22 protein-coding genes are annotated in these 21,099 nt (G+C 43.0%); 17 read left to right on the forward strand and 5 right to left on the reverse strand.

Annotated features, from left to right (window positions below; translation table 11 throughout):
- Nucleotides 1-52 precede the first annotated feature (52 nt).
- Nucleotides 53-769: a helix-turn-helix domain-containing protein gene (locus QR722_RS09915; protein ID WP_286282671.1), complete on the reverse strand. Its 717-nt coding sequence runs from the start codon at nt 767-769 to the stop codon at nt 53-55.
- A gap of 175 nt (nt 770-944) precedes the next feature.
- Here QR722_RS09915 and QR722_RS09920 point away from each other — a divergent pair, with 175 nt between their 5' ends.
- The 5 genes from QR722_RS09920 (at nt 945) to QR722_RS09940 (ending at nt 5,011) form a co-directional block, all read left to right on the forward strand.
- Nucleotides 945-2,147, forward strand: coding sequence for a two-component system sensor histidine kinase NtrB (locus QR722_RS09920; RefSeq protein ID WP_286282672.1), 1,203 nt, complete (start codon nt 945-947; stop codon nt 2,145-2,147).
- 7 nt (nt 2,148-2,154) lie between these two features.
- Nucleotides 2,155-2,811, forward strand: coding sequence for a response regulator transcription factor (locus QR722_RS09925; protein WP_286282674.1), 657 nt, complete (start codon nt 2,155-2,157; stop codon nt 2,809-2,811).
- Nucleotides 2,812-2,914: 103 nt separating this feature from the next.
- On the forward strand, nt 2,915-3,490 hold the full coding sequence (locus QR722_RS09930) for a DUF4136 domain-containing protein (RefSeq protein WP_286282676.1): 576 nt from the start codon (nt 2,915-2,917) through the stop codon (nt 3,488-3,490).
- A gap of 11 nt (nt 3,491-3,501) precedes the next feature.
- Nucleotides 3,502-4,494 (forward strand): 2-hydroxyacid dehydrogenase, encoded by a 993-nt coding sequence (locus QR722_RS09935; RefSeq protein WP_286282677.1) that lies wholly within the window; start codon nt 3,502-3,504, stop codon nt 4,492-4,494.
- Between the two features lie 58 nt (nt 4,495-4,552).
- Nucleotides 4,553-5,011 carry a c-type cytochrome gene (locus QR722_RS09940; RefSeq protein ID WP_286282678.1) on the forward strand — a complete coding sequence of 153 codons (459 nt, stop codon included), beginning with the start codon at nt 4,553-4,555 and terminating at the stop codon, nt 5,009-5,011.
- Nucleotides 5,012-5,137: 126 nt separating this feature from the next.
- Here the strand turns inward: QR722_RS09940 and QR722_RS09945 are convergent, their stop codons facing one another.
- The 4 genes from QR722_RS09945 to QR722_RS09960 form a co-directional block, all read right to left on the reverse strand.
- On the reverse strand, nt 5,138-5,986 hold the full coding sequence (locus QR722_RS09945) for an FAD/NAD(P)-binding protein (protein WP_286282679.1): 849 nt from the start codon (nt 5,984-5,986) through the stop codon (nt 5,138-5,140).
- Nucleotides 5,974-7,053 carry a 4Fe-4S dicluster domain-containing protein gene (locus tag QR722_RS09950; RefSeq protein WP_286282680.1) on the reverse strand — a complete coding sequence of 360 codons (1,080 nt, stop codon included), beginning with the start codon at nt 7,051-7,053 and terminating at the stop codon, nt 5,974-5,976. Before QR722_RS09950 ends, QR722_RS09945 begins: the two co-directional genes overlap by 13 nt.
- On the reverse strand, nt 7,050-9,152 hold the full coding sequence (gene fdhF / locus QR722_RS09955) for a formate dehydrogenase subunit alpha (protein WP_286282681.1): 2,103 nt from the start codon (nt 9,150-9,152) through the stop codon (nt 7,050-7,052). Before fdhF ends, QR722_RS09950 begins: the two co-directional genes overlap by 4 nt.
- Before the next feature lie 85 nt (nt 9,153-9,237).
- Complete coding sequence (locus tag QR722_RS09960; RefSeq protein ID WP_286282682.1) at nt 9,238-10,056, reverse strand: formate/nitrite transporter family protein; 819 nt, start codon at nt 10,054-10,056, stop codon at nt 9,238-9,240.
- Nucleotides 10,057-10,356: 300 nt separating this feature from the next.
- On the opposite strand from QR722_RS09960, the gene QR722_RS09965 reads away from it, so the two are divergent.
- From QR722_RS09965 to msrP, 12 genes are all read left to right on the forward strand, one after another.
- Nucleotides 10,357-11,319, forward strand: a complete 963-nt coding sequence (locus QR722_RS09965; RefSeq protein ID WP_286282683.1) for a universal stress protein — start codon at nt 10,357-10,359, stop codon at nt 11,317-11,319.
- A gap of 154 nt (nt 11,320-11,473) precedes the next feature.
- Nucleotides 11,474-12,904: a F0F1 ATP synthase subunit beta gene (gene atpD / locus QR722_RS09970; RefSeq protein ID WP_286282684.1), complete on the forward strand. Its 1,431-nt coding sequence runs from the start codon at nt 11,474-11,476 to the stop codon at nt 12,902-12,904.
- Nucleotides 12,894-13,283 (forward strand): F0F1 ATP synthase subunit epsilon, encoded by a 390-nt coding sequence (locus QR722_RS09975; RefSeq protein WP_286282685.1) that lies wholly within the window; start codon nt 12,894-12,896, stop codon nt 13,281-13,283. The genes atpD and QR722_RS09975 overlap by 11 nt, the downstream gene beginning before the upstream one ends.
- Nucleotide 13,284: 1 nt before the next feature.
- Nucleotides 13,285-13,650 carry an AtpZ/AtpI family protein gene (locus QR722_RS09980; protein ID WP_286282686.1) on the forward strand — a complete coding sequence of 122 codons (366 nt, stop codon included), beginning with the start codon at nt 13,285-13,287 and terminating at the stop codon, nt 13,648-13,650.
- A complete protein-coding gene (locus tag QR722_RS09985; protein WP_286282687.1) occupies nt 13,640-13,978 on the forward strand; it encodes an N-ATPase subunit AtpR in 339 nt (112 codons plus the stop codon). The genes QR722_RS09980 and QR722_RS09985 overlap by 11 nt, the downstream gene beginning before the upstream one ends.
- Nucleotides 13,968-14,684, forward strand: a complete 717-nt coding sequence (locus QR722_RS09990) for a F0F1 ATP synthase subunit A (protein WP_286282688.1) — start codon at nt 13,968-13,970, stop codon at nt 14,682-14,684. The genes QR722_RS09985 and QR722_RS09990 overlap by 11 nt, the downstream gene beginning before the upstream one ends.
- A 5-nt stretch (nt 14,685-14,689) precedes the next feature.
- Nucleotides 14,690-14,968: a F0F1 ATP synthase subunit C gene (locus QR722_RS09995; protein WP_286282689.1), complete on the forward strand. Its 279-nt coding sequence runs from the start codon at nt 14,690-14,692 to the stop codon at nt 14,966-14,968.
- Nucleotides 14,969-14,971: 3 nt separating this feature from the next.
- Nucleotides 14,972-15,820: a F0F1 ATP synthase subunit B family protein gene (locus QR722_RS10000; RefSeq protein ID WP_286282690.1), complete on the forward strand. Its 849-nt coding sequence runs from the start codon at nt 14,972-14,974 to the stop codon at nt 15,818-15,820.
- Nucleotides 15,821-15,822: 2 nt separating this feature from the next.
- Entirely contained in the window at nt 15,823-17,457 is a 1,635-nt protein-coding gene (locus QR722_RS10005; RefSeq protein ID WP_502872431.1) for an alternate F1F0 ATPase, F1 subunit alpha, read from the forward strand.
- Complete coding sequence (locus tag QR722_RS10010; RefSeq protein WP_286282691.1) at nt 17,454-18,350, forward strand: F0F1 ATP synthase subunit gamma; 897 nt, start codon at nt 17,454-17,456, stop codon at nt 18,348-18,350. The genes QR722_RS10005 and QR722_RS10010 overlap by 4 nt, the downstream gene beginning before the upstream one ends.
- A gap of 300 nt (nt 18,351-18,650) precedes the next feature.
- Nucleotides 18,651-19,970 (forward strand): anti-phage deoxyguanosine triphosphatase, encoded by a 1,320-nt coding sequence (locus QR722_RS10015; RefSeq protein WP_286282692.1) that lies wholly within the window; start codon nt 18,651-18,653, stop codon nt 19,968-19,970.
- Nucleotides 19,971-20,092: 122 nt separating this feature from the next.
- On the forward strand, nt 20,093-21,097 hold the full coding sequence (gene msrP / locus QR722_RS10020; RefSeq protein ID WP_286282693.1) for a protein-methionine-sulfoxide reductase catalytic subunit MsrP: 1,005 nt from the start codon (nt 20,093-20,095) through the stop codon (nt 21,095-21,097).
- Nucleotides 21,098-21,099 lie beyond the last annotated feature (2 nt).

Below are 21,099 nucleotides of genomic sequence, written 5' to 3' on the forward strand. Positions count from 1 at the left end.
ATCAGTAAGTATACATAAACTGGGTTATCTCAGTTTTAATAGGACGTGATTACTAAGATGAACAAGGCTCAGCCTGTAACAATGCCTTTAAGCCCTGGTAATTCAAGATATTTAATTGACGATTTTTAACCAATATAATATTTTTTACTTGTAGATTGGTAAAGATCCGGCTCACTGTCTCTATGGCCATGCCGAGATAATTTGCGATATCTGTTCGTGTCATACTCAGGTGATATTCCTTCCCAGACAAACCTTGTGTTGCAAATCGCTTAGATAAATCAAGGATAAATTGTACAACTCGTTGCTCACTGCTACAGGTACTTAGACTCATAATCATAGCGCTTTCACATACCAGCGCGTGACTCATGGTTTGCAAAAAACAGCGACGAAAATCATCTGATGTTTGGAGTAGTACATTGATTTCACTTTCTTTGACAAAGCACACACTGCTGGTTTCGAGAAATTGCACATTTTGCATATGGCAACGATTATCAAAACCATCTAATCCGATTAGATCGCCAGGGTAATAGAAACAATTAATTTGTTCATCACCATTATCGGCAGTAACAAAAGATTTTGCAGAGCCTGAACGCAATATATAAACCCCTTTAAATGTTTCTCCGGTATAGGTAAGTATATCTCTTCGATGGAAAATACGATGGGCAGTACGAGGACGGTCATTACCAGTTGGCAAGTTATTTCCGGTGCATACATCTAATAAACGAATATTCGGCTGATGTTCTAAAGCGGTTGAGACTGCAGTATTCATTGTTGTGTTTTCCCAATATCCTATGGTTTAGCACAGACATAATGCTTAATTGTCTAAAATTTGCTTTTGTTTGATATATCCATACTATAACGTTTACAGGGTGAGTATATATTCGCTGTTGTGCGTAAATAATTGCGGTATATACCTATACGCTAGCATCACTATGGAATTGAGCATGTCTGAACCAAACAAACCATCATCTGAACAAACTGCTGCGCCCAAATCTCCCCATACCTACCTGGATATTGATGCTGAACAAAGGTTAAACGCTATTCTCAACGCAGCGGTGGATGCGCTAATCATTATTAATCAACATGGCATTATCGAACTTTTCAATACAGCAGCTGAAAAGATGTTCCTATACTCAAGTGATAAAGTATTAGGCCAAAATATAAAGATGTTAATGCCTAGTCCCTTTAAACAAGAACACGATGGTTATTTGGCGTCTTATTTAACCACTGGGCATGCACAAATAATCGGTAAAGGCCGCAAAACCTTGGCACAGCGAAGTAATCTTGAAACCTTTCCAATATTTCTCAGTATTGGTGAGGTTCTAAACTCTAGTCATCGCCAATTTGTCGGTATTATTCGAGATATATCAGAGCAAGAAAAACATCGCAAAGAAGCCGAAGACAATCGCGAGAAATTAAGCCGCGCATCTCGATTAAGTGTTATGGGGGAGCTCACAGCAGGCATTGCACATGAGATGAACCAGCCCCTATCCGCGATCGCTAGTTACGCCCAAGCTTCAAAGAATTTGTTACAAGGCGCATCAACAGACAATCATCAAAAAATCATAACCGTTCAAGAAAAAATCAATCAACAAACTATTCGGGCAAACAACGTAATAAGCCGCTTAAGGCAGTTTGTTAAAACTCGTGTGGCTAAGGTGGAAAGAGTCAATTTGATTGGTCTGATCAAAGAGACTATAGAACTAGCTAACATCGACGCAAGGATACTTGAGCATCAGGTTAAGGTCGAAAATGAAAACAACTTAGCCTTTTTTGTATTGGCCGATCCTATTCAGATTCAACAAGTACTGCTGAACTTAATTCGCAATGGTATTGAGGCGATGGACGCCATGCCAGGTCACCCCTTAATAATTAAAATCAATTTATTGAAGCCTGAAACTGTTGAGATTAAAGTCATCGACACCGGCCAAGGTATAGATGAGGAGATGAAACACCAATTATTCAATCCTTTCTTCTCCACCAAAGAGCACGGTATGGGGATGGGGCTTTCTATCAGTCAAACAATTGTCCATGCCCACGGAGGCAACATATACCACAAGCATAATCACCCCAACGGCAGTATCTTTGGATTTAGTTTACCGGTCTATGACTCCACTCAAGCGAGCTTACAACATACCCTGGAGTGATCCCTTTATGAAAGATTCCGCATCCTCAGATGCTAGCCCTCGACCGATAGTACATTTAGTCGATGATGATGAAGCCGTATTAGATTCAATGGCGTTATTACTCGACAGCGTCGGAATTGATAATTGCGTGTATCCAAACGCCATCGAGTTTTTGAGTGCTTTTGATAATGCAGATTTCAATCACAATCTAGGCTGTATCGTTTTGGATATTAGAATGCCTATAATGAGTGGCATAGAATGTCAGCATAAGCTCAAAGAGCGCAAATGTTTATTGCCTCTTATATTTGTAACCGGACACGGCGATATTCCCTTAGCTGTTCAGGCAATGAAAAATGGTGCGTTAGAATTTATCCAGAAACCCTTCCGAGAACAAGTTCTCATCGAGGCTGTTCAACAAGCTCTGACCACTAGCAAACTTAACCACCATAAAATGATTAATATTGAGCTTACCCAGCAAAGATTAGCCATGCTAACAACCAGAGAAAAGCAAGTGTTAGCCGCAATAGTTGACGGTAAGGTAAACAAAGTGATTGCGAACGAAATCCATTTAAGCCAAAGGACGGTGGAAATACATCGTGCCAGGGTGATGGACAAAATGGCAGCAAGCTCCCTCGCCCATTTAATCAAAATGGTACTTGACGCTAAAAAATCTACTCAAATTTAACCCTTGGTTAAATTTTTACCTAACATTCATATTATTGACCTAAATCAAAAAGCCCTTTCAAACTAGGTAGATGATAGTGCCATCTAGTGTGGAGGGTTATTAGGTGAGAAAAAATTCGATTCAATGTCAAATATTAACAATCTTCATATTCGCAGTGCTACTCCTATCTGCTTGCCAATCAGTACCACGTATTTATATTTTAGCGGATCAGTCGGCACAAATTAGCGATTATCAATCCTTTGCTTTTCATCCTTCACTTGCCCTTAAAGAGGATGAATATGAAACCATCGCGACTCGTTATATTAAAGCCGCAATAATCACTGAAATGACCAACAAAGGCTTTGTTGAATCAGATATGCCTGACGTTTGGGTTAATTTTAAGGTACATGTCGAAGATAAAATTGATGTCACCTATCCCGCCACCGTATCTCGTTATTATATGTATCGAAGTGGGTATGGGGTCTGGTTAGATTACCCGCTAATTGATGAACGCATTAGCCAATATACTGAAGGGACACTGAATATTGACATCATTGATAGACAGACCAATAAACTATTATGGGAAGGGATAGCCGTAGGTAAAGTCACACACAAATCCTATCAAAATTTAGAGTTTAAAGTTAATCAAGCGGTGAATTTGATTTTTGCACAATTTGCAACATCAACTTCTCAACGATAGAGGATAACCCTATGAAAGTCGGTGTCTTTAGCTGTAAATCTTATGATCGAGAGTTTTTTAACAATCGCAACCACAATTATGGCTATGAATTGGAATTTTTGGATTGCGCACTCACCCCAGAAACAGCTTTACTGACTAAACCCTTTGATGCGATATCTGTGTTTGTCGATGATATCGTCAACCGTGAAGTGCTTGATACCTTAAAAGAGTCTGGCATTCATCATATAGCCTTGCGCTGTTCCGGTTTTAATAACATCGACCTAGAATATGCCAAGGAAATCGGCATTGGCGTATCGAGAGTTCCCAGATACTCACCTGAGTCAGTAGCAGAACATACTATTGCGCTTATCTTGGCGTTAGACCGAAGACTCTTCAAAGCGTATTCCCGCGTAGTGGATAATAATTTTGAACTAGAAGGTTTACTGGGTTTTAATCTGGCCAATAAAAAAATCGGCGTGATCGGGACAGGTGCGATAGGACAAGCCCTGATTAAAATTTTGTTAGGCTTTGGTTGTCGTGTTTTATGCAACGACATTAATCCTTCCGACCAGATAAAGTCTTTGGGCTGCGACTATGTATCTTTGCAAGACTTAATAAAAAATGCCGACGTTATAACCCTTCATTGCCCATTGACGGCAGAATCTCAACATTTGATTGATCATGAAGCCGTGCAAAATATGAAAGATGGTGTGATGCTTATCAATACCTCAAGAGGAGGCTTAGTCAATACAAAAGCCCTTCTGGCAGGCTTGAAGAGCAACAAAATAGGCTATTTGGGAATAGACATGTATGAAATGGAATCTGAACTACTCAATCATGATCTCCTTTGTGAAAAAGTTGATGATGATATATATCAAAGGCTAGCAACCTTTCCCAATGTATTGATCACCGGTCATCAAGGATTTTTTACCCGAGAGTCAATGATCCAGGTAACGGATACAACCCTTTCAAACTTGCAATACTTTTTTGCAGGTAAAATTTGTGCTGAAACCTTTCTAAATTAAGCCCGATTGCGGTTAGATATTTGGCACAAGCTCTAAGTAATGCTAACAGGAGACTCCGATGAATTTGTATAAGATAATAATGTTACTAATGCTCTCAACCCTGATGTGGAGTTGCGATTCAGGTGTGTCATCGCCCACAGGTTTTAGTCTACCCGAAGGTGACGAAACCAAAGGACAAGCAGTATTTATGCAATACCAATGCTTGGCCTGTCACAATATAGAGGGAATAAAAGATGAAAATATTGCCTTAGATATGGAGCCAACCATTAAACTTGGTGGAAGTTCTCCGAAGGTTACTACCTACGCGCAATTGGTCACCAGTATCATTAATCCATCCCACAAAATTAGTCGAAGACACCCATTTGGTAGCGTCGATGAAAATGGAAAATCGAAAATGACAAATATCAATGATGCCCTGACCGTTTCCGAACTCATTGACCTGGTTGCTTTTTTACAGCCGCATTACAAAGTAAAACCCAACTACTATACACCCTATGGACAATATCAGGTGCCCTAACAAGCGCTGGTGTGCTGTAACGGTCAAGCTGCTCAATAAAATTTAGCAAATACTCAATAGCAGCTTGACCCACCCATATGGCTAAATTCTTATTATCAAGCTATTGATTGGTAAACAATACTACCCCTAGCAAAATTGAAATCCACCGGAGTGTGGTTCAGTTTTGATGCTCTTATTTTCAAGGGTTAAGAGTGTATCAAAACGATAAGTTGGGCCTTGTTTACAGGCATAACTATCAGCTAAATAGCAATGTCCACATAAGCCTACTCCACAGCGCATTCGACGCTCAATGGAGAGCCATATGTTTTCACTGGGAATACCAATATCCATACAAATTTTAGCAGTAGACTTCATCATCGCCTCGGGACCACAAGTTAACACTGTGCTTGGGTGTCGCTGATTCTCGCGAAGAACGTGCTTGATATGCTGAGTAGTTCTGCCGGTATGGTCTTTGTCGCCTTCAATACTTAATGTCTCAAACAAGATTATGTTTTTATTCCATACTGCCCGCTCCCTACTGAGTACTTGAGAGGAAAGATCGTGAGAGCCATAGATCAAAGTAACCTGAGCCCCTCTTCCTTGTTTAATTAGATAATCAATGGTTGAAGCAAGAGGGGCTAGACCACATCCACCAGCAACGATTAGAACGTCCCCTTGCGCCAGTTTTTCAACCGGCCAACCGGTCCCGCAGGGGCCGGTATAACCCAAGGTATCACCTTGCTTGATACTAAATAATGCAGCGGTTAATTTACCGACTTTTCTAACCAATGCACAAAAACGACCAGACTCATCGGGTAAAGAGGTATAGGTGAAGGGTGCCAAACCATACCCCGGTACCGAAAGCATAAAAAATTGACCGATTTGTACCAGATTTTTATGTTTAAAATTAATCGGCTCAAAGGTGAAGTGGCGAGCATCAGTGCCATCTTCATAAATATCCACTACTTGAATGGCTTGAGGGGTTAATTGCAACATGCTTGATCTATCCTTTTCATTACAGAGTGGACGCCGATGACACCGGGACAGGTTGACTCACAGCGTCCACAGCCGACACAACCGTAGCGTCCAAATTCCGGCAAATACTCATCGGAAAATTTATGAAACCAGAAGCGTTCAACACGTTTCGCTGCTGCATGGCTGGGATTATGGCCACTGGCCTCTTTTTGGAAGCCTTCATACAAGCAGGAATCCCAATTTCGATAAGTTGTAAACTCATTTTGCAAGGTCGACGGATTGGTCGAATTAATTTCATAAGTGCTATAGCATGAGCAAGTAGGACAAAGATTGCTGCAGCCTGAGCAACCTAAACATTGCACACTCATCTGTTCCCACAAAGCAATCGGAATGGTTTTATCGTTGATATATTCAATACTATTTCTAATATAACTGAAGTTATCAAATTTCAATCTAACCTTTTCAAGCAGCTCACTCCTATCATGGATTTTGCTCTGCCCAGCGGAGGGAAGTTGCATTGCGGCAATACTCTTCAATCCCTTCTGGCTCTCTGCGACTAGCAACCAAATTGGTTGATTGGTAACAAGATCGACTTCAAGTTGGCTGAGAATAATATCAGCCTGACCTGGGTTTACATGTGGCCCTGCATTTACCACGGTACAAAACCCATTTTCACAAGGTCCGTCGCAATCAATGCCCACTAACAAGGTCTGCTCCCTTCTAGTTTGGTAATGAGGATCATTCTGAAAAAACTTATCTTGATAAGCGATCGCAGTCAGATCGCAGGCCTGCACACCAAATAACACTTGGGGTTCTACTTTGGGGATGATGCTTTGGAAGGTTTCTCCATCAAATTTATACAAGGGCTCTTTTTCCGCAAACAACATTCCCTTTGGAGACCCTTGAGGCAGATTGTGAGGGCCATATAAAGGATGGCCAGAGTGGTTATCACGACAACTCCATATACTTTCACCATCAGCGTCTTGCTGAATCTGAAAAACAGTATGGTCATTGGCAAGGTGTGAAACTAATTGCTCAATCGAATTGAGATAAAACATAGGTTTTGTTGTATTTAACTGACTTATCATTGGACGGCTCCCACGACTACATCATCAAGGGTATAGGCCTTAGGGATATCCCCAATGGGCAAGGCTGTTACTCGTACCGCGCAGGCTTTCAACTCAGGCATCTCAGTCACCTCATCCATGGCATCATTGGTCAATAAGTTAGAAGGCGCTTCCTTAAAATGGTAAGGCATACTGAGCAATCCTGGCACTACTTGCTCACTTATCACCAAACGAGTTTCTAAATATCCTCGTCGCGATTCTACTGCAACGGCTTGGTGATTGGTGAGCCCCATGTCTTGGGCATCTTGTGGGTGCATATACAATAATCCATCTGGCGTTTCGCGCTCAAGCAACGGCGATTTTCGTGTCATTGATCCGCAACCATAATGATAATGTAAACGCATGGTTGTAAACCAAAATGGGTAGTCGGTATCAGGAGTTTCATTGGTTGCTACATGATCAACGGGGATTAACTTCCCCTTTCCAATGGGGAAAGTATCAGCATGTAAACAACGAGTCCCTAAAGGAGACTGAATATTACATGGCCACTGCAAACCATTGTGTTGTCGAAGTAAGGGGTAGCTCATGCCGGAAAATGAATCTGTTAACTGGGCCATTTCATCGAATATTTGTTGACTATCTTGCCAGTTCATTGTGTTTGACTGCCCCATTTCAGTAGCCAACAAAGATAAAATCTGCCAATCCGCCTTAGCATCGCCAGGAGGATCTATCGCTTGATTAATAAGTTGCACCCTACGTTCGCAATTAGTGAAAGTCCCCTGCTTTTCCGCGAAACTCGCTGCGGGTAACACAATGTCGGCCATTTTCGCAGTTTCTGTCATGGTGAGCTCAATCACCACTACCAACTCCATGTCCCTTATACCTTGCGCAACATTATTTCTATCGGGATCGGTAACAACGGGATCTTCACCAAAAATAAATAAGCCTTTGAATTTACCTTGTCGAGCTTGCCGACTCATCCCTAAAGATGTCAAACCAGCTTGATTCGCTACTGGCGTACCCCAGGCATGTGAAAACTTGTCAATCACCTTAGGGTCAGTGCTACTTTGGTAATCTGGATAGACGTTGGGTAGGCAGCCCATATCACAGGCACCTTGCACATTGTTCTGGCCACGAAGTGGATTGATGCCAGTACCTTCACGACCAATTTGCCCACAACTCAACACCAAGTTTGATACGGCGATAACATTATTGGTACCACTTACAAATTGCGTGATCCCCATACCATAGGCTAGAAATGCCGCATTTGCCTGACTATAAAGTTTCGCCGCTTGGATTAATTTTTCTCCGCTAACCCCAGTTAATTTAGTGACTTTGTCTAGTGTATATTCGGCTACATGGGCTTTGAGCTCGGTATAATCTTCACAACGGCGAGTTAAAAAATCGTCATTTTGCCAATTGTGTTCAAAGATAATATTGAGCAATCCATTGAGCAAGGCGATATTGCTGCCAATATTGAGTTGTAGGTGCAGATCCGCTAGCAATGACAATCGAGTTCGGCGCGGATCGATAACAATTAACTTGGCTCCTGCCAGTTTAGCCTGAATAATTTGACCGCCGATAATGGCGTGATTTTCGGTAGGATCAGCACCTATCACCAAAATAACATCAGCCTTGGCGACGTCATCTACACTGTTAGTCATAGCGCCAGAACCCAACGTTTTTTTCAAACCGGCAACAGAGGGACTGTGACAAATTCTTGCACAATGATCGATGTTATTGGTTTTGAGCACTGCGCGTGCAAATTTTTGCGCGGCATAGTTATCTTCATTAGTGGCTCTAGCACTGCTGATCACACCCACGCTTTGTGGTCCGTAATCGGTTATAAAGCCGCGCATTTGCGTAGCAATTTTTGTCAGCGCGGTTTGCCAGGATACAGATACAAACTCGCCGTCTACTTTCATTAGTGGTTGTGTCAGTCTATTGTAACGACTGATACCAAAGGCCGTATTCCAGCCTTTCGCACACAATTTTCCTTGGCTGACCGGGTGATGCCTTAGCGGTTGTACAGTAATAATACTGTTGTCTTGTTTGACCAGTCCAATACCGCAGCCTACTCCACAAAAAGGACATATACTATTCACCTGGGTTTGTCTCATATCGAACCTATGGGTTGCTTGTCATCTCTTTATTAAACGGGAATTCCTCAATATTTAATTGATATGTATCAAACTAGATTAATATTTAGGGCTTATTGTCGGCGTAAATAACATGGTAAACGAGGCCAACGAAAACAGCACCACCGACTAAGTTTCCGCTGATAACAAACAACAGGTTTGTCAAAAAGTCCGTTAAGGTAATCACACTTGTGGATTGTTCAATGAGCGAGAATTGTTCTACCAACATGGCCATTGGATAAAAATACATGTTGGCAATACTGTGTTCAAAACCTGCTGCTACAAAGCCAGTAATTGGAAACAAAATGGCCATGACCTTGTCCACCACTGTTCGACCAGCAAGTGCCATCCAAACCGCCATACAGACCAAAATATTACAAAGAATACCTCTACAAATAGCGGCCACGGGTGTGAGGCTAGTTTTATACTCAGCTATCTGCACGTACTCTAAACCAATGCGACCGCCATTCATCTCAGTATGACCAGAAAGAAACACTAAAACTGCCAAGCCTACAGCGCCAATTAAATTAGCAACACATACCAGACTCCAATTTCGTAATAAGTCATAGAGCGTTATCTTTGAGTCAGCCCAGGCCATCACTATCAAATTATTGCCGGTAAACAGTTCCGCTCCCGCAATGATGACCAATACTAATCCTAGACAAAAGACTAAGCCCCCGAGTAATTGTGAAACCGCGTAGTGCAGCGTAGGGTCCGATTTAACCAGTACAAAAAGCATAGCGCCAAGGCCAATAAATACCCCAGCTAAGATACCTAGCATAATTAGCGGGAGTATTTTCATTTTGGCTTTTTTCACGCCAATCTGATCCACTTTGACCACAATTTGAGTTGCTGAAAAGGCGTCAAAACCGTACATATCACTCATAAAACGCACCTTATTTAGAGAAGTTAAAATTACTTTCTGCGGCAACTTATTTAGATTCTAGTTTTGTTAACAAGCACTAATTATTTTCAGCATACCCTTGGTTGTGAACACTTTTTTGATCTGAATCAAAATAGAAGTTTATTAGCCAGATATGCTGGTTAACATGAAAATCAATCCAGCTACAAAGGCGGCTTCGCAGCCAAGCATGTTACCTACTGTCATGCAGCGTTCGGCAGCATGGTGAATAAAGTTATGGATGATAAAGATTAACCCCACAAAGCTATGATTGGAGAGTATGTTGTGAATGAGGTAGACAAAATTTTAGTTGTCATCGACCCTGACAAGAAGGACCAACCCGCTCTTTCCAGAGCCTTACAATTTGGCAACGGCCAGCCTCTGAGCATAGTATTGGTCGCTTGTTTGTACTATCCATCTATTGAATCAACTTATATTTTGGATCCGCAAAATATGGATCAGGTCAGAGATTCAATGATCAATTTTCATCGCAATAAATTATTAACCTTGGTACATAAACATCAGCATCACAATATCCATATCGAAATTGAAGTTACTTGGAAAGACTCAGTGCACATCGGCATTTTGCAAATGGTTGAGAAGCACCAACCTGATCTGGTCATCAAAGGCAGTCACAAGCAGTCTCAATTGACCCAGTGGCTTTTCAACTCCATTGACCGACAACTGCTTAGAGCCACCCCTGTACCGTTATTATTCGTCAAACACAGCGACCTTCCGGAAAATGCCACTGTAGTCGCTGCGATTGATCCAAGTCATCGTCTTAACAAGGAAGGCGAACTTGACGAACGAATATTATCCTCTGCTTACGGTATTGCAAAGCAGCTCACATTGCCTTTACACGCCTATCATTGTTTTGATCCAGATTACTGGGAAATCCTATTTTCAGCTATTGATGAGGCGCAAATTTGGACAGATGTTTTCCCTGCCGCGGCGAACACCGAAAACAGTAAGGTGCTGGACGAACTGCGGGATCGACACCACCAGCAATTTCATGCCGAATGTGAAAAATGGGTTCCTCATTTTGACAATCAGCATATGTTGGATGGCTCAATCACCGAATCTTTACCTAAGCTATTGGCTGACAAGAATGCCGCTATGCTCGTCATAGGCACTGCATATCGTACCGGATTATTGGGTAGCACAGCCGATGAGTTATTAAATTTAGTTGAGTGTGATTTGCTGGTCATCAAACCCGCCGGATTCAAATCACCGTTTTCGCTGGAATGATGTTTAAAGTAACTAAAACCATAGGGGTAAAAAATAATCAGGTTGATTTTTTACCGCCACCACAGTGTTGAGTGCAGGCCGGGGAACGGGAGATTTCCGTGTCACACCAATTTGAAGTGGTCCACCTCACTAACATTGATTTCAAGGGCTGAATATGCAATATGACAGTAGTGGATTATCAACCGGCCAAGTACTTACCGTGCGTGGTAGTGTGGTTGATGTAAAGTTCACTTCGGCCCTACCTAAAATAGGAACACTGCTGTACACCAGCGACAAAGCCATAGTGTTAGAAGTACAGTCGCAATTAAGTGCTGAAAAAGTCAGAACCATTGCTTTGACACCAACACAAGGCCTAGCCCGTGGTCAGGCCATAGATAATGCGGATACTAGCCTGCGTGCGCCGGTGGGGCCGAGTATTTTATCGCGCATGTTTGATGTATTTGGTAACCCTATAGATGGCAAACCTGCGCCAACGGATATTCAATGGCGGTCAGTCTATAGCGCTCCTCCTTCACTTATCTCCCAGGCGACCAGTTCAGAAATTTTTGTCACGGGGATCAAAATCGTGGATGTACTTTGTCCATTAGAACGAGGGGGCAAAGCAGGTTTGCTGGGCGGCGCTGGGGTCGGTAAAACGGTATTGCTAACCGAAATGATCCATAACATGCTGGGCCACCATCAAGGGGTCAGTATATTCTGCGGTATTGGTGAGCGATGCAGAGAAGGGGAAGAGTTATATCGGGAAATGCAACAAGCCAAGGTGTTGGATAACATGGTAATGCTATTTGGTCAGATGAATGAGCCTCCTGGCAACCGATTTAGAATTGCCAATTGTGCGTTAACCATGGCCGAATATTTCCGAGACGATGAGCACCGCGATGTATTGCTATTGATCGATAATATATTTAGGTTTATCCAGGCCGGTGCTGAGGTATCAGGGCTATTAGGCCAAATGCCATCACGAATGGGATACCAACCTACTTTAAGTACCGAGTTAGCCAGCATAGAAGAGCGAATTGCCAATACCAAGACAGGCGCAATCACCTCAATTCAAGCAGTTTATGTTCCGGCTGATGATTTTACCGACCCTGCCGCAGTTCACACATTTTCTCATTTATCCGCGTCTTTGGTGTTATCTCGCAAGCGCGCCAGTGAAGGGCTATATCCAGCCATAGATCCCCTGCAGTCTTCTTCGAAAATGACGACTACAGGGATAGTCGGTGAACGACACTTTCATATTGCCAAAGACGTGAAACGGGTACTGGCAGAATATGAGGAACTTAAAGATATTATTTCAATGCTTGGCTTAGAACAGCTTTCAAGCCAAGACCAATCCGTTGTTATGCGAGCACGACGGCTAGAACGGTTTTTCACCCAGCCATTTTTTACCACTGAACAGTTCACCAGTAAAACCGGAAGGCTGGTGAGTCTGGAAGACGCCTTGGACGGTTGCGAGCGAATTTTGAACGGAGAGTTTAACCAAGTGCCTGAAAGTGCTTTATATATGATCGGCAAAGTAGATGAAGCCATCCACAAAGATCAAGCGCTTAAAACTAAACCATTGGAGCCCTCCCTTGGAGCTTAAAGTGTTATTGCCCGGCAAGGTCTTTTGTCAACAACACAATGTGACTCGTGCGGTGGTCGAAACAATTCAAGGCTCCTTTGGGATCTTGCCCCATCGTCGAGATTGCGCGGCAGCTTTAGAGCCAGGGATCCTCACCTATCAGGTAGCAGGTAAAACCGAAAGCTATATCGCCATTGATCAAGGGGTGGTGGTGAAAACCGGCAATAGTATTTCAATTTCTGTTCGACGGGCAGTAAAGGGTGATGACTTGCGTGTCCTACAAAGCACCCTTAAGGCAGAATTTCTCAGTCTAAGCGCTAAAGATCGCGAAATCAGATTTGCTTTGGAAAAACTGGAAAGTCGCTTTGTGCAGCGTTTAACCGAAATTTCGGCGCAGTAAAATGCAGAATTCTAATCAACAGCAGGTAAAGGGAAAAGAGCATACAGATGAAAAAAAATTGATCGCGAAAGTGTCACGTAAAGCCAGTTTGAAACTCAAAGCCAAGCGACATGCAGACTCAAATGTCTGGTTTGGCTTAGGCATGATGGGACTGGTGGGGTGGTCCATCGCCTTGCCCACGTTGTTGGGCGCGGCATTGGGAATTTGGCTAGATAAGCATTACCAAATTGCCCACTCCTGGACATTAGCGCTTTTGGCTTTAGGTCTCATTCTGGGCTGCTTCAATGCTTGGAACTGGATCAGCAAAGAGGACAAAGCCATGCGTGACGAAGATAATTTTAACCAAGATGATAAACATGATGAATAATCTAGCATTACATTTCTCAATTTCAACCTTCGACGTGATCAGCGCCCTGATCCTTGGTTTTGGCATCGGCGTTGTGTTTTTTGGCAGCCTCTGGTGGGTACTCAATAAAGGGGTCAATGCCCGTCATCCCTTTGTGTGGTTTTCTGTAAGCTTAGTACTGCGACTAGCCTTTGCACTGTGTGCGCTATATTGGGTCTCGCAAGGCAATTGGAAACGGCTTTTAGTGGCTGTAGTGGGCTTTACCATCGCTAGAATGCTACTTAATCGAAAAATTGGCTTACATCACCAGGACATTCTCAGCAGTAAAGAGGTCGACAATGGACGTTAGCCCAGATAGCGCACTGTACTGGCAATTTGGCTGGCTGAAACTGAATGCCACCATCGTATTTACTTGGGTGATCATGGGGGCTTTGGTGATAAGTGCGAAGTTGATTACGCGTACTTATAAGAAAGACTTCGAACCGACACGCTGGCAATATGCATTGGAAATCATTGTAAGTGAAATCGAAAAGCAAATCGCCCAGGTTGGAGTTAAGGTGCCCCGGGATTATATTGGCTTTTTAGGGAGTCTGTTTTTGTTTGTTGCCGTGGCTAATCTTTTCACCATTTTCCCAGGATATGCTCCTCCCACAGGATCCTTTTCAACCACATTCGCTTTAGCCTTGTCAGTATTTTTTGCGGTGCCATTTTTTGGGATCAGGAAATTAGGCTTAAAGAATTACTTGTCTTCCTACACCAAGCCGACCTTATTAATGCTGCCATTTAACATCATTGGCGAGCTATCCAGAACCTTAGCCTTAGCGGTTAGGTTATTCGGCAATATTATGAGTGGCAGCATGATCTTGGCACTGCTATTGGTTATCTCGCCGTTTATTTTTCCGGTTTTCATGACCGCTCTGGGGCTACTAACAGGGCTAGTGCAAGCCTATATCTTTTTTATTTTAGCCACGGTTTATATCGCTGCTGCCACAGCTTCGACAGAATCGAATCTAGCTTCACCCGACGTTAATCAGTCAAACACTCTTGAAAGGTAAATAATATGGACGGTATTACAGCCATCGCAATGACATCAATTATAACTGCTGGAGCCACCATAGGGATTGGCTCTATTGGACCTGCAATCGCTGAGGGTAAAGCAGTCGCCACGGCATTGGCATCACTCGCCCAACAGCCCGATGCAGCTTCAACCATTACCCGTACTTTATTCGTTGGTTTAGCCATGATCGAGTCAACCGCTATATACTGCTTTGTGGTGACCATGATGTTGTTATTCACCAATCCATTCTGGAATTACGTCATTGAGCAAAGTGGAAACTAAATTATGACGGTTGACTGGTTTACCGTGGTTGCGCAAATAATCAATTTTCTAATTTTGATGTGGTTACTTAAACGGTTTTTATATAATCCGATCATTGGGGCTATTGATGGGCGAAGTCAGCATATCGAAAGTGAACTGGAGAGTGCACTACACACCCGCCAAAATGCCGAACAGCAACTTGATTTATATCAGCAAAAAAGTGCCCAGTTAGAACAACAGAAACAAGATATTTTAGAGCAGGCGATGGCCGAGGCAAGACAACATGCTGATACAATGCGAGCCCATTCTGAGCAACAATTGGCGAGTATGAATAAGCAGTTGATTACTGAGTACAAACACCAACTGCAACAATATCAGAGCGATGTAATTAAGCAAAATATGCTCGCGGTTTATCAAACTGCAAGTAAGGTTCTCGAAGATCTGGCAGACCTAGATCTCCATGATAAAATAATTGATACTTTCTGTGGGCGTTTAGCCCAGCAACCTCCCCTTCAGCTTACCCGTCTCATTGAGGATCAGTCCGGTCATACCATCAAATTAAGAGTTATTAGTGCAATCAGTTTAAGCGCAGCACAAAAAGATAAGATTGAACACACTATCAATCATCTTGGTACTATTGTTCAAGGTGATAATGTGTCCTTTGTCTATCAGGTTGATGCAGCTCTCATCAGTGGAGTGGAGTTGAAAACGGATGATTGGAAAACCACTTGGAGCACCACAGACTATCTCAACTTGCTACAACACAAAGTGACCTCAATAGTCCAACAGCAACAGGCTGAGTTAGCCACTAAGTTCAGTGCCAGTAAATTCAGCCTTGCAGCTGAATCAGACAAGCCAAAGAGTACAACTTAGCTATGTCTGCTTCAGTAAATCAGCAAAACAAAATGAGCTCGGCGCTTGGAGCTATGTTTGACGCTTGTCGGCAAGTCAATCAACAGCCTCCTTTAGCGGTTTCCTGCCAAGAAATAGGTACGGTTATTAGCGTGTCTTCAGGCATTGCTATTGTGGCAGGGCTGGGCAATGCTGGTCTGGACGAATTATTGCAATTTCCCAACGGAATAATGGGTATAGCATTCAATCTCGACGAGGACGAAATAGGCGTGGTGCTGCTAGGCCATTCAGAGCATATCAGCGTCGGTGATGAAGTATTGCGAACAGAACGGGTAATGGACATTGGGGTTGGTAACAGTTTACTCGGCCGTGTTGTCGACCCTCTGGGTATAGCCATTGACGGAGGACGACCATTGAACGTTGAGCATCGCTTGCCAATAGAACGTCCCGCCCCAGCTATTACCGCCAGATTACCCGTTGAGGTGCCGTTGCAAACAGGTATAAAAGTTATTGACGCTTTACTGCCTATTGGTAGAGGCCAGCGTGAGTTAATTCTTGGCGATCGTCAAACGGGTAAAACCGCGATCGCTATTGATGCCATTTTGAATCAAAAGAACAACGACGTGATTTGTATATATGTGGCAATTGGGCAAAAAGCCTCATCCGTAGCCAAAATACTCGCACAACTTGAACAGCATAACGCATTAGCTTACACCGTGATGGTAGTTGCCGAAGGCAGCAGTCCTGCCGGTATTAAATACATCGCACCTTATGGTGCCACCAGTATTGCAGAGTATTTTATGCAATCCGGTCAAGACGTATTAATTGTTTATGATGATTTAACCCAGCACGCCAGAGCCTATCGTGAACTTTCACTGTTATTGCGCCGCACGCCTGGACGTGAAGCATTTCCGGGTGATATTTTTTACATCCATTCACGCTTGTTAGAACGATCCACTCGCTTAAAAGCAGAATTTGGTGGAGGCTCACTCACCGCCCTTCCGATTATTGAAACTGAAGAGCAGAATATATCAGCTTACATTCCTACCAACCTCATCTCAATTACCGACGGGCAAATTTATCTATCACCTAGCTTGTTCGATCTGGGTATTCTACCCGCAGTAGATGTGGGTAAGTCCGTATCTCGTGTAGGCGGCAAAGCCCAACGCAAGATGTTCCGCAAGCTCTCCAGTGATCTGAAGCTCAGCTATGCGCAATTTGAAGAGCTGGAAAGCTTCGCTCGTTTCGGAGCTAGGCTAGATGAAAGTACTCGCAAAGTATTGGAGCATGGCCGATATATCAGAGCCTGCTTTAAACAAACTGAATTCAATCCGCTGTCAGTCCCTCAACAACTGGTCCTGCTGTTAGCGTTGAGCGAAGGGATTATTGATACTGTGGTCAACACTTCACTGGATGCTGCTTTAGCTCAACTAGAAACCTTACCCGCCTTATTGCCTAGCAATATTGTCGATCAGCTCATTCATGCTAACGCAATCAACTCACCAGACAAAAAAATCGTGATGGATAATATCTTGTCTTTATTAGCGCCTTTTACCATCTCATCTTCTCAACAGAGTGATTTAGATGACAATCAATCTTTGCCGTTGGTGGCCAATAAAACCACTAAAGAATCAACCCTTATCGAGCCGGATTTATGACCCAAGCGTTATCTGGCTTACAGCGAAAAATAGGTTATACTCACGAACTTCAGTCCGTTGTGCGCACGATGAAAGCCTTGGCTGCAGCTAATATTGTGCAATTTGAAGATGCGGTTAATTCCCTGATTGAATATTACTATTGTGTACAACTTGGTCTAAACGCTTGCTTTAATCAGCCTTTGCGAAGCATCCCCCAATATCCTTTTAATATCCGCCACCAGGATGATTCTTTGGCTGTAATTGTATTTGGTTCAGATCAAGGTTTAGTCGGTCGCTTCAATGAGAATTTAGCAGAGTTTTCTAATCACACCCTGTCAACCTACCAAACTAAGAAACACATTTGGTGTGTCGGTGAAAGAGTGTTGCAGCACCTTAGCACTGATAACATACAGCTGGAAAATCCACATCAATTACCAAGCAGCATTGACGGTATTGCCGAACTAGTCGGTGAATTACTAGTAGAATTAGAAAAATTATTGAATAGTCACACTGTTAGTCAGGTAATGCTCATTTACAATAGTCCTATCAGCAAATCTAGCTATGCACCCAAGTCCCTTCGCTTACTGCCTTTGGACAAGAAATGGCGCAAACAGGTGGAGCAAGCCAACTGGCCAAAAGGTTCGTTACCTGAACTACTAAACGATCGCGAAAAAACATTTTTGGCACTCATAAAAGAATATCTTTACGTTGCTATATATAGAGCCTGTGCTGAATCCTTAGCCAGTGAAAATGCCAGTCGTTTGTCCGGTATGTTACGAGCCGAAAAAAACATTGAAAATCAATTGCATGATTTAACCTTGCAATATCAGCAAATTCGTCAGCAAAATATCGATCAAGAACTATTTGATTTGATCTTGGGCAATGAAGCCTTAACCCAGCAGCCCAAAAGATAATTAATTTAGAGACCCATTATTGCTTTTTACCCCCCGGACCATATCCCCTATTTAGCGGCCAATCTTAGCGATAAATTTTCATGTCTACGCGCTAATATATTAAGTCTACTTAGTTAGTAATTCGCTATGTTACTGATAACTCGTGTTTTACAACGACCACATTGGCATAAGGAGTAAAAGGTGGTAGGTTCGATATCGCAGCCTAGTGATTCTTAGCTACACCGCTGAGCCTCAAAAATTAGTCGATAATAGGTCGCAAGTTGAACATATCACCCAGAACATCAAAATTGGAGTTAAAGCATGTGGAGTGAACGCAGGGGATCAGGCCAATCGATTCGCCAGGGAGATCATCGTAATCCATTTCAACGAGATAAAGCTCGAATATTGCACTCAGCTGCGTTTCGTCGTCTACAGGCCAAAACTCAGGTTTTAGGTGTGGGGATGAGCGATTTTTATCGTACCCGTCTTACCCACTCATTAGAGGCATCTCAAATCGGTCAAGGTATAGCCGCCCAGTTACGCTCAAAATATCCTGAATTGACGGAAACCTTGCAACTTAACGATCACTTGATTGAGGCCCTGTGCTTAGCCCATGATATTGGTCATCCGCCCTACGGGCATGGTGGTGAGATCGCTTTGCATTATAAGATGCATCAACATGGTGGATTCGAAGGAAATGGCCAAACCTTCAGAATTGTCAGTAAATTAGAACCTTATACCCTTGAGCACGGTATGAATTTAAGCCGCCGCACCGTGCTGGGATTGGTTAAATATCCTAACTTTCTCGACAGCTTAAATCATCGAGCAGCACAAAAACAACCCATTCCCCATCGACAGGTAAAAGCAGAATCTTGGCACCCGCCCAAAGGATTATACCGCTGTGATGAGAGCGTCTTCGAATGGATGTTAGCGCCACTTAGCGTCAACGATCAAAACTTGTTTATGTCGTTCAGCCAGTACGACGATAAGCATAGTAAGACTAAATTCAAATCCTTTGATTGCTCAATTATGGAATTAGCCGATGATATTGCCTACGGCATTCACGATCTGGAAGATGCCATAGTGATGGGAATTGTCAATCGAGACCAATTCCAACAGGAAGTTGCCCAACACATTAAACCTTTGGAAGCGTTTAGTTTATCAACATCCATCGATAGCTTAACGGAGCAGTTATTTAGCCCGCTACATTTTCAACGCAAGGATGCCATAGGTGCATTGGTAAACGCCTTCATCACTTCGATAGAAATCAAACAAAATCCAGCCGATTTTGACCAACCTATTTTGCGCTATCATGCTGCCTTTCCGGAACAATCAGCTGATGCCTTGACACTGTTCAAATCTTTTGTGTTTCAGCGAGTGATCCGCAAACCTGAAATTCAACTGCTTGAATACAAAGGACAACAGATAGTGATGGAGTTATTCGAAGCTTTCGCTTCAGATCCAGAAAGATTATTGCCTGATAATACTAAAGCGAGATGGCTTGAAGCGGAATCTGATGGTAACGGATATCGGGTAATTTCTGATTACATTTCGGGCATGACAGACGGGTTTTCAGCAAAACTCTACAATACTTTATTTTTACCAACCTCGGGCGGCAGCAGCGACAATTTCACGGTTTAGTTTTGACATACAAGCCCCAAAATTCTAATCCAAGCTGTCGTGATAGAATTGTGATGTAATTTTTACTCTAAAAAGTCTATCTGTTCGTATAGATATGATAAGTGAGTAAAGGAAATCAGAAAATGCTAATTAAAAGCAGTCGAAAAAGTGACATTGCCGAACATCAAGTGACAGATGAAAAGATCTATAATGATCGCAGGAAGATCCTTAAAACATTAGGTTTTGTTGGCGCCAGCTCACTAATATCGTCACCTTCTGCTAACGCAATAGGATGGTTTTCTGATGATGACAAAGCACGTTTTCAAACCCACAAATTAGAGTTTTCGAAAACACCTCAATTTAGGACAGATGAGACGTTAACGCCTGAGCAGAAGATAATCTCTCATAATAACTTCTACGAATTCGGTACCGGCAAGTCTGATCCGGTCGAAAATGCCCAGCAGTTCAAAGTCGATCCCTGGACATTGAAAGTGGATGGATTGGTTGAAAAACCCGTAACCCTTGGTTATGAGGATCTAACCACTGCCTTTCCTTTGGAGGAACGCATATATCGCCTGCGCTGTGTTGAAGCATGGTCGATGGTGATCCCTTGGATTGGCTTTTCATTAGCCAGTTTGATCAACAAAGCCAAGCCCTTGAGCAGCGCTAAATATGTGGCCTTTGAAACCTTATATGATCCCAAACAGATGCCCGGTCAGAAAAGCCGATTTGTTGGCGGAGGTGTGGATTATCCCTATGTAGAAGGTTTACGTTTGGATGAAGCCTTGCACCCCCTCACCTTGATGTCTGTTGGCTTGTATGGCAAAACCCTACCCGCTCAAAATGGCGCGCCGATCCGCTTAGTTGTGCCTTGGAAATATGGCTTTAAAAGTATTAAATCCATTGTGAAAATTACCCTTACCGATAAAAAACCACCGGTAACTTGGAATATTTTGGCCCCCAACGAATATGGCTTTTACGCCAACGTAAACCCTAATGTGGCCCATCCACGCTGGAGCCAAGACCGGGAACGGCGCCTAACAAGCGGCGGATTACTTAGCCGCAATCGTATCCCAACACAAATGTTTAATGGCTATGATGAAGTGGCAGCGTTGTATAAAGACATGGATTTAAGGCGATACTTTTAACT

Origin of the sequence: Aliiglaciecola sp. LCG003 (assembly GCF_030316135.1) — a bacterium.
Lineage (GTDB): Bacteria > Pseudomonadota > Gammaproteobacteria > Enterobacterales > Alteromonadaceae > Aliiglaciecola.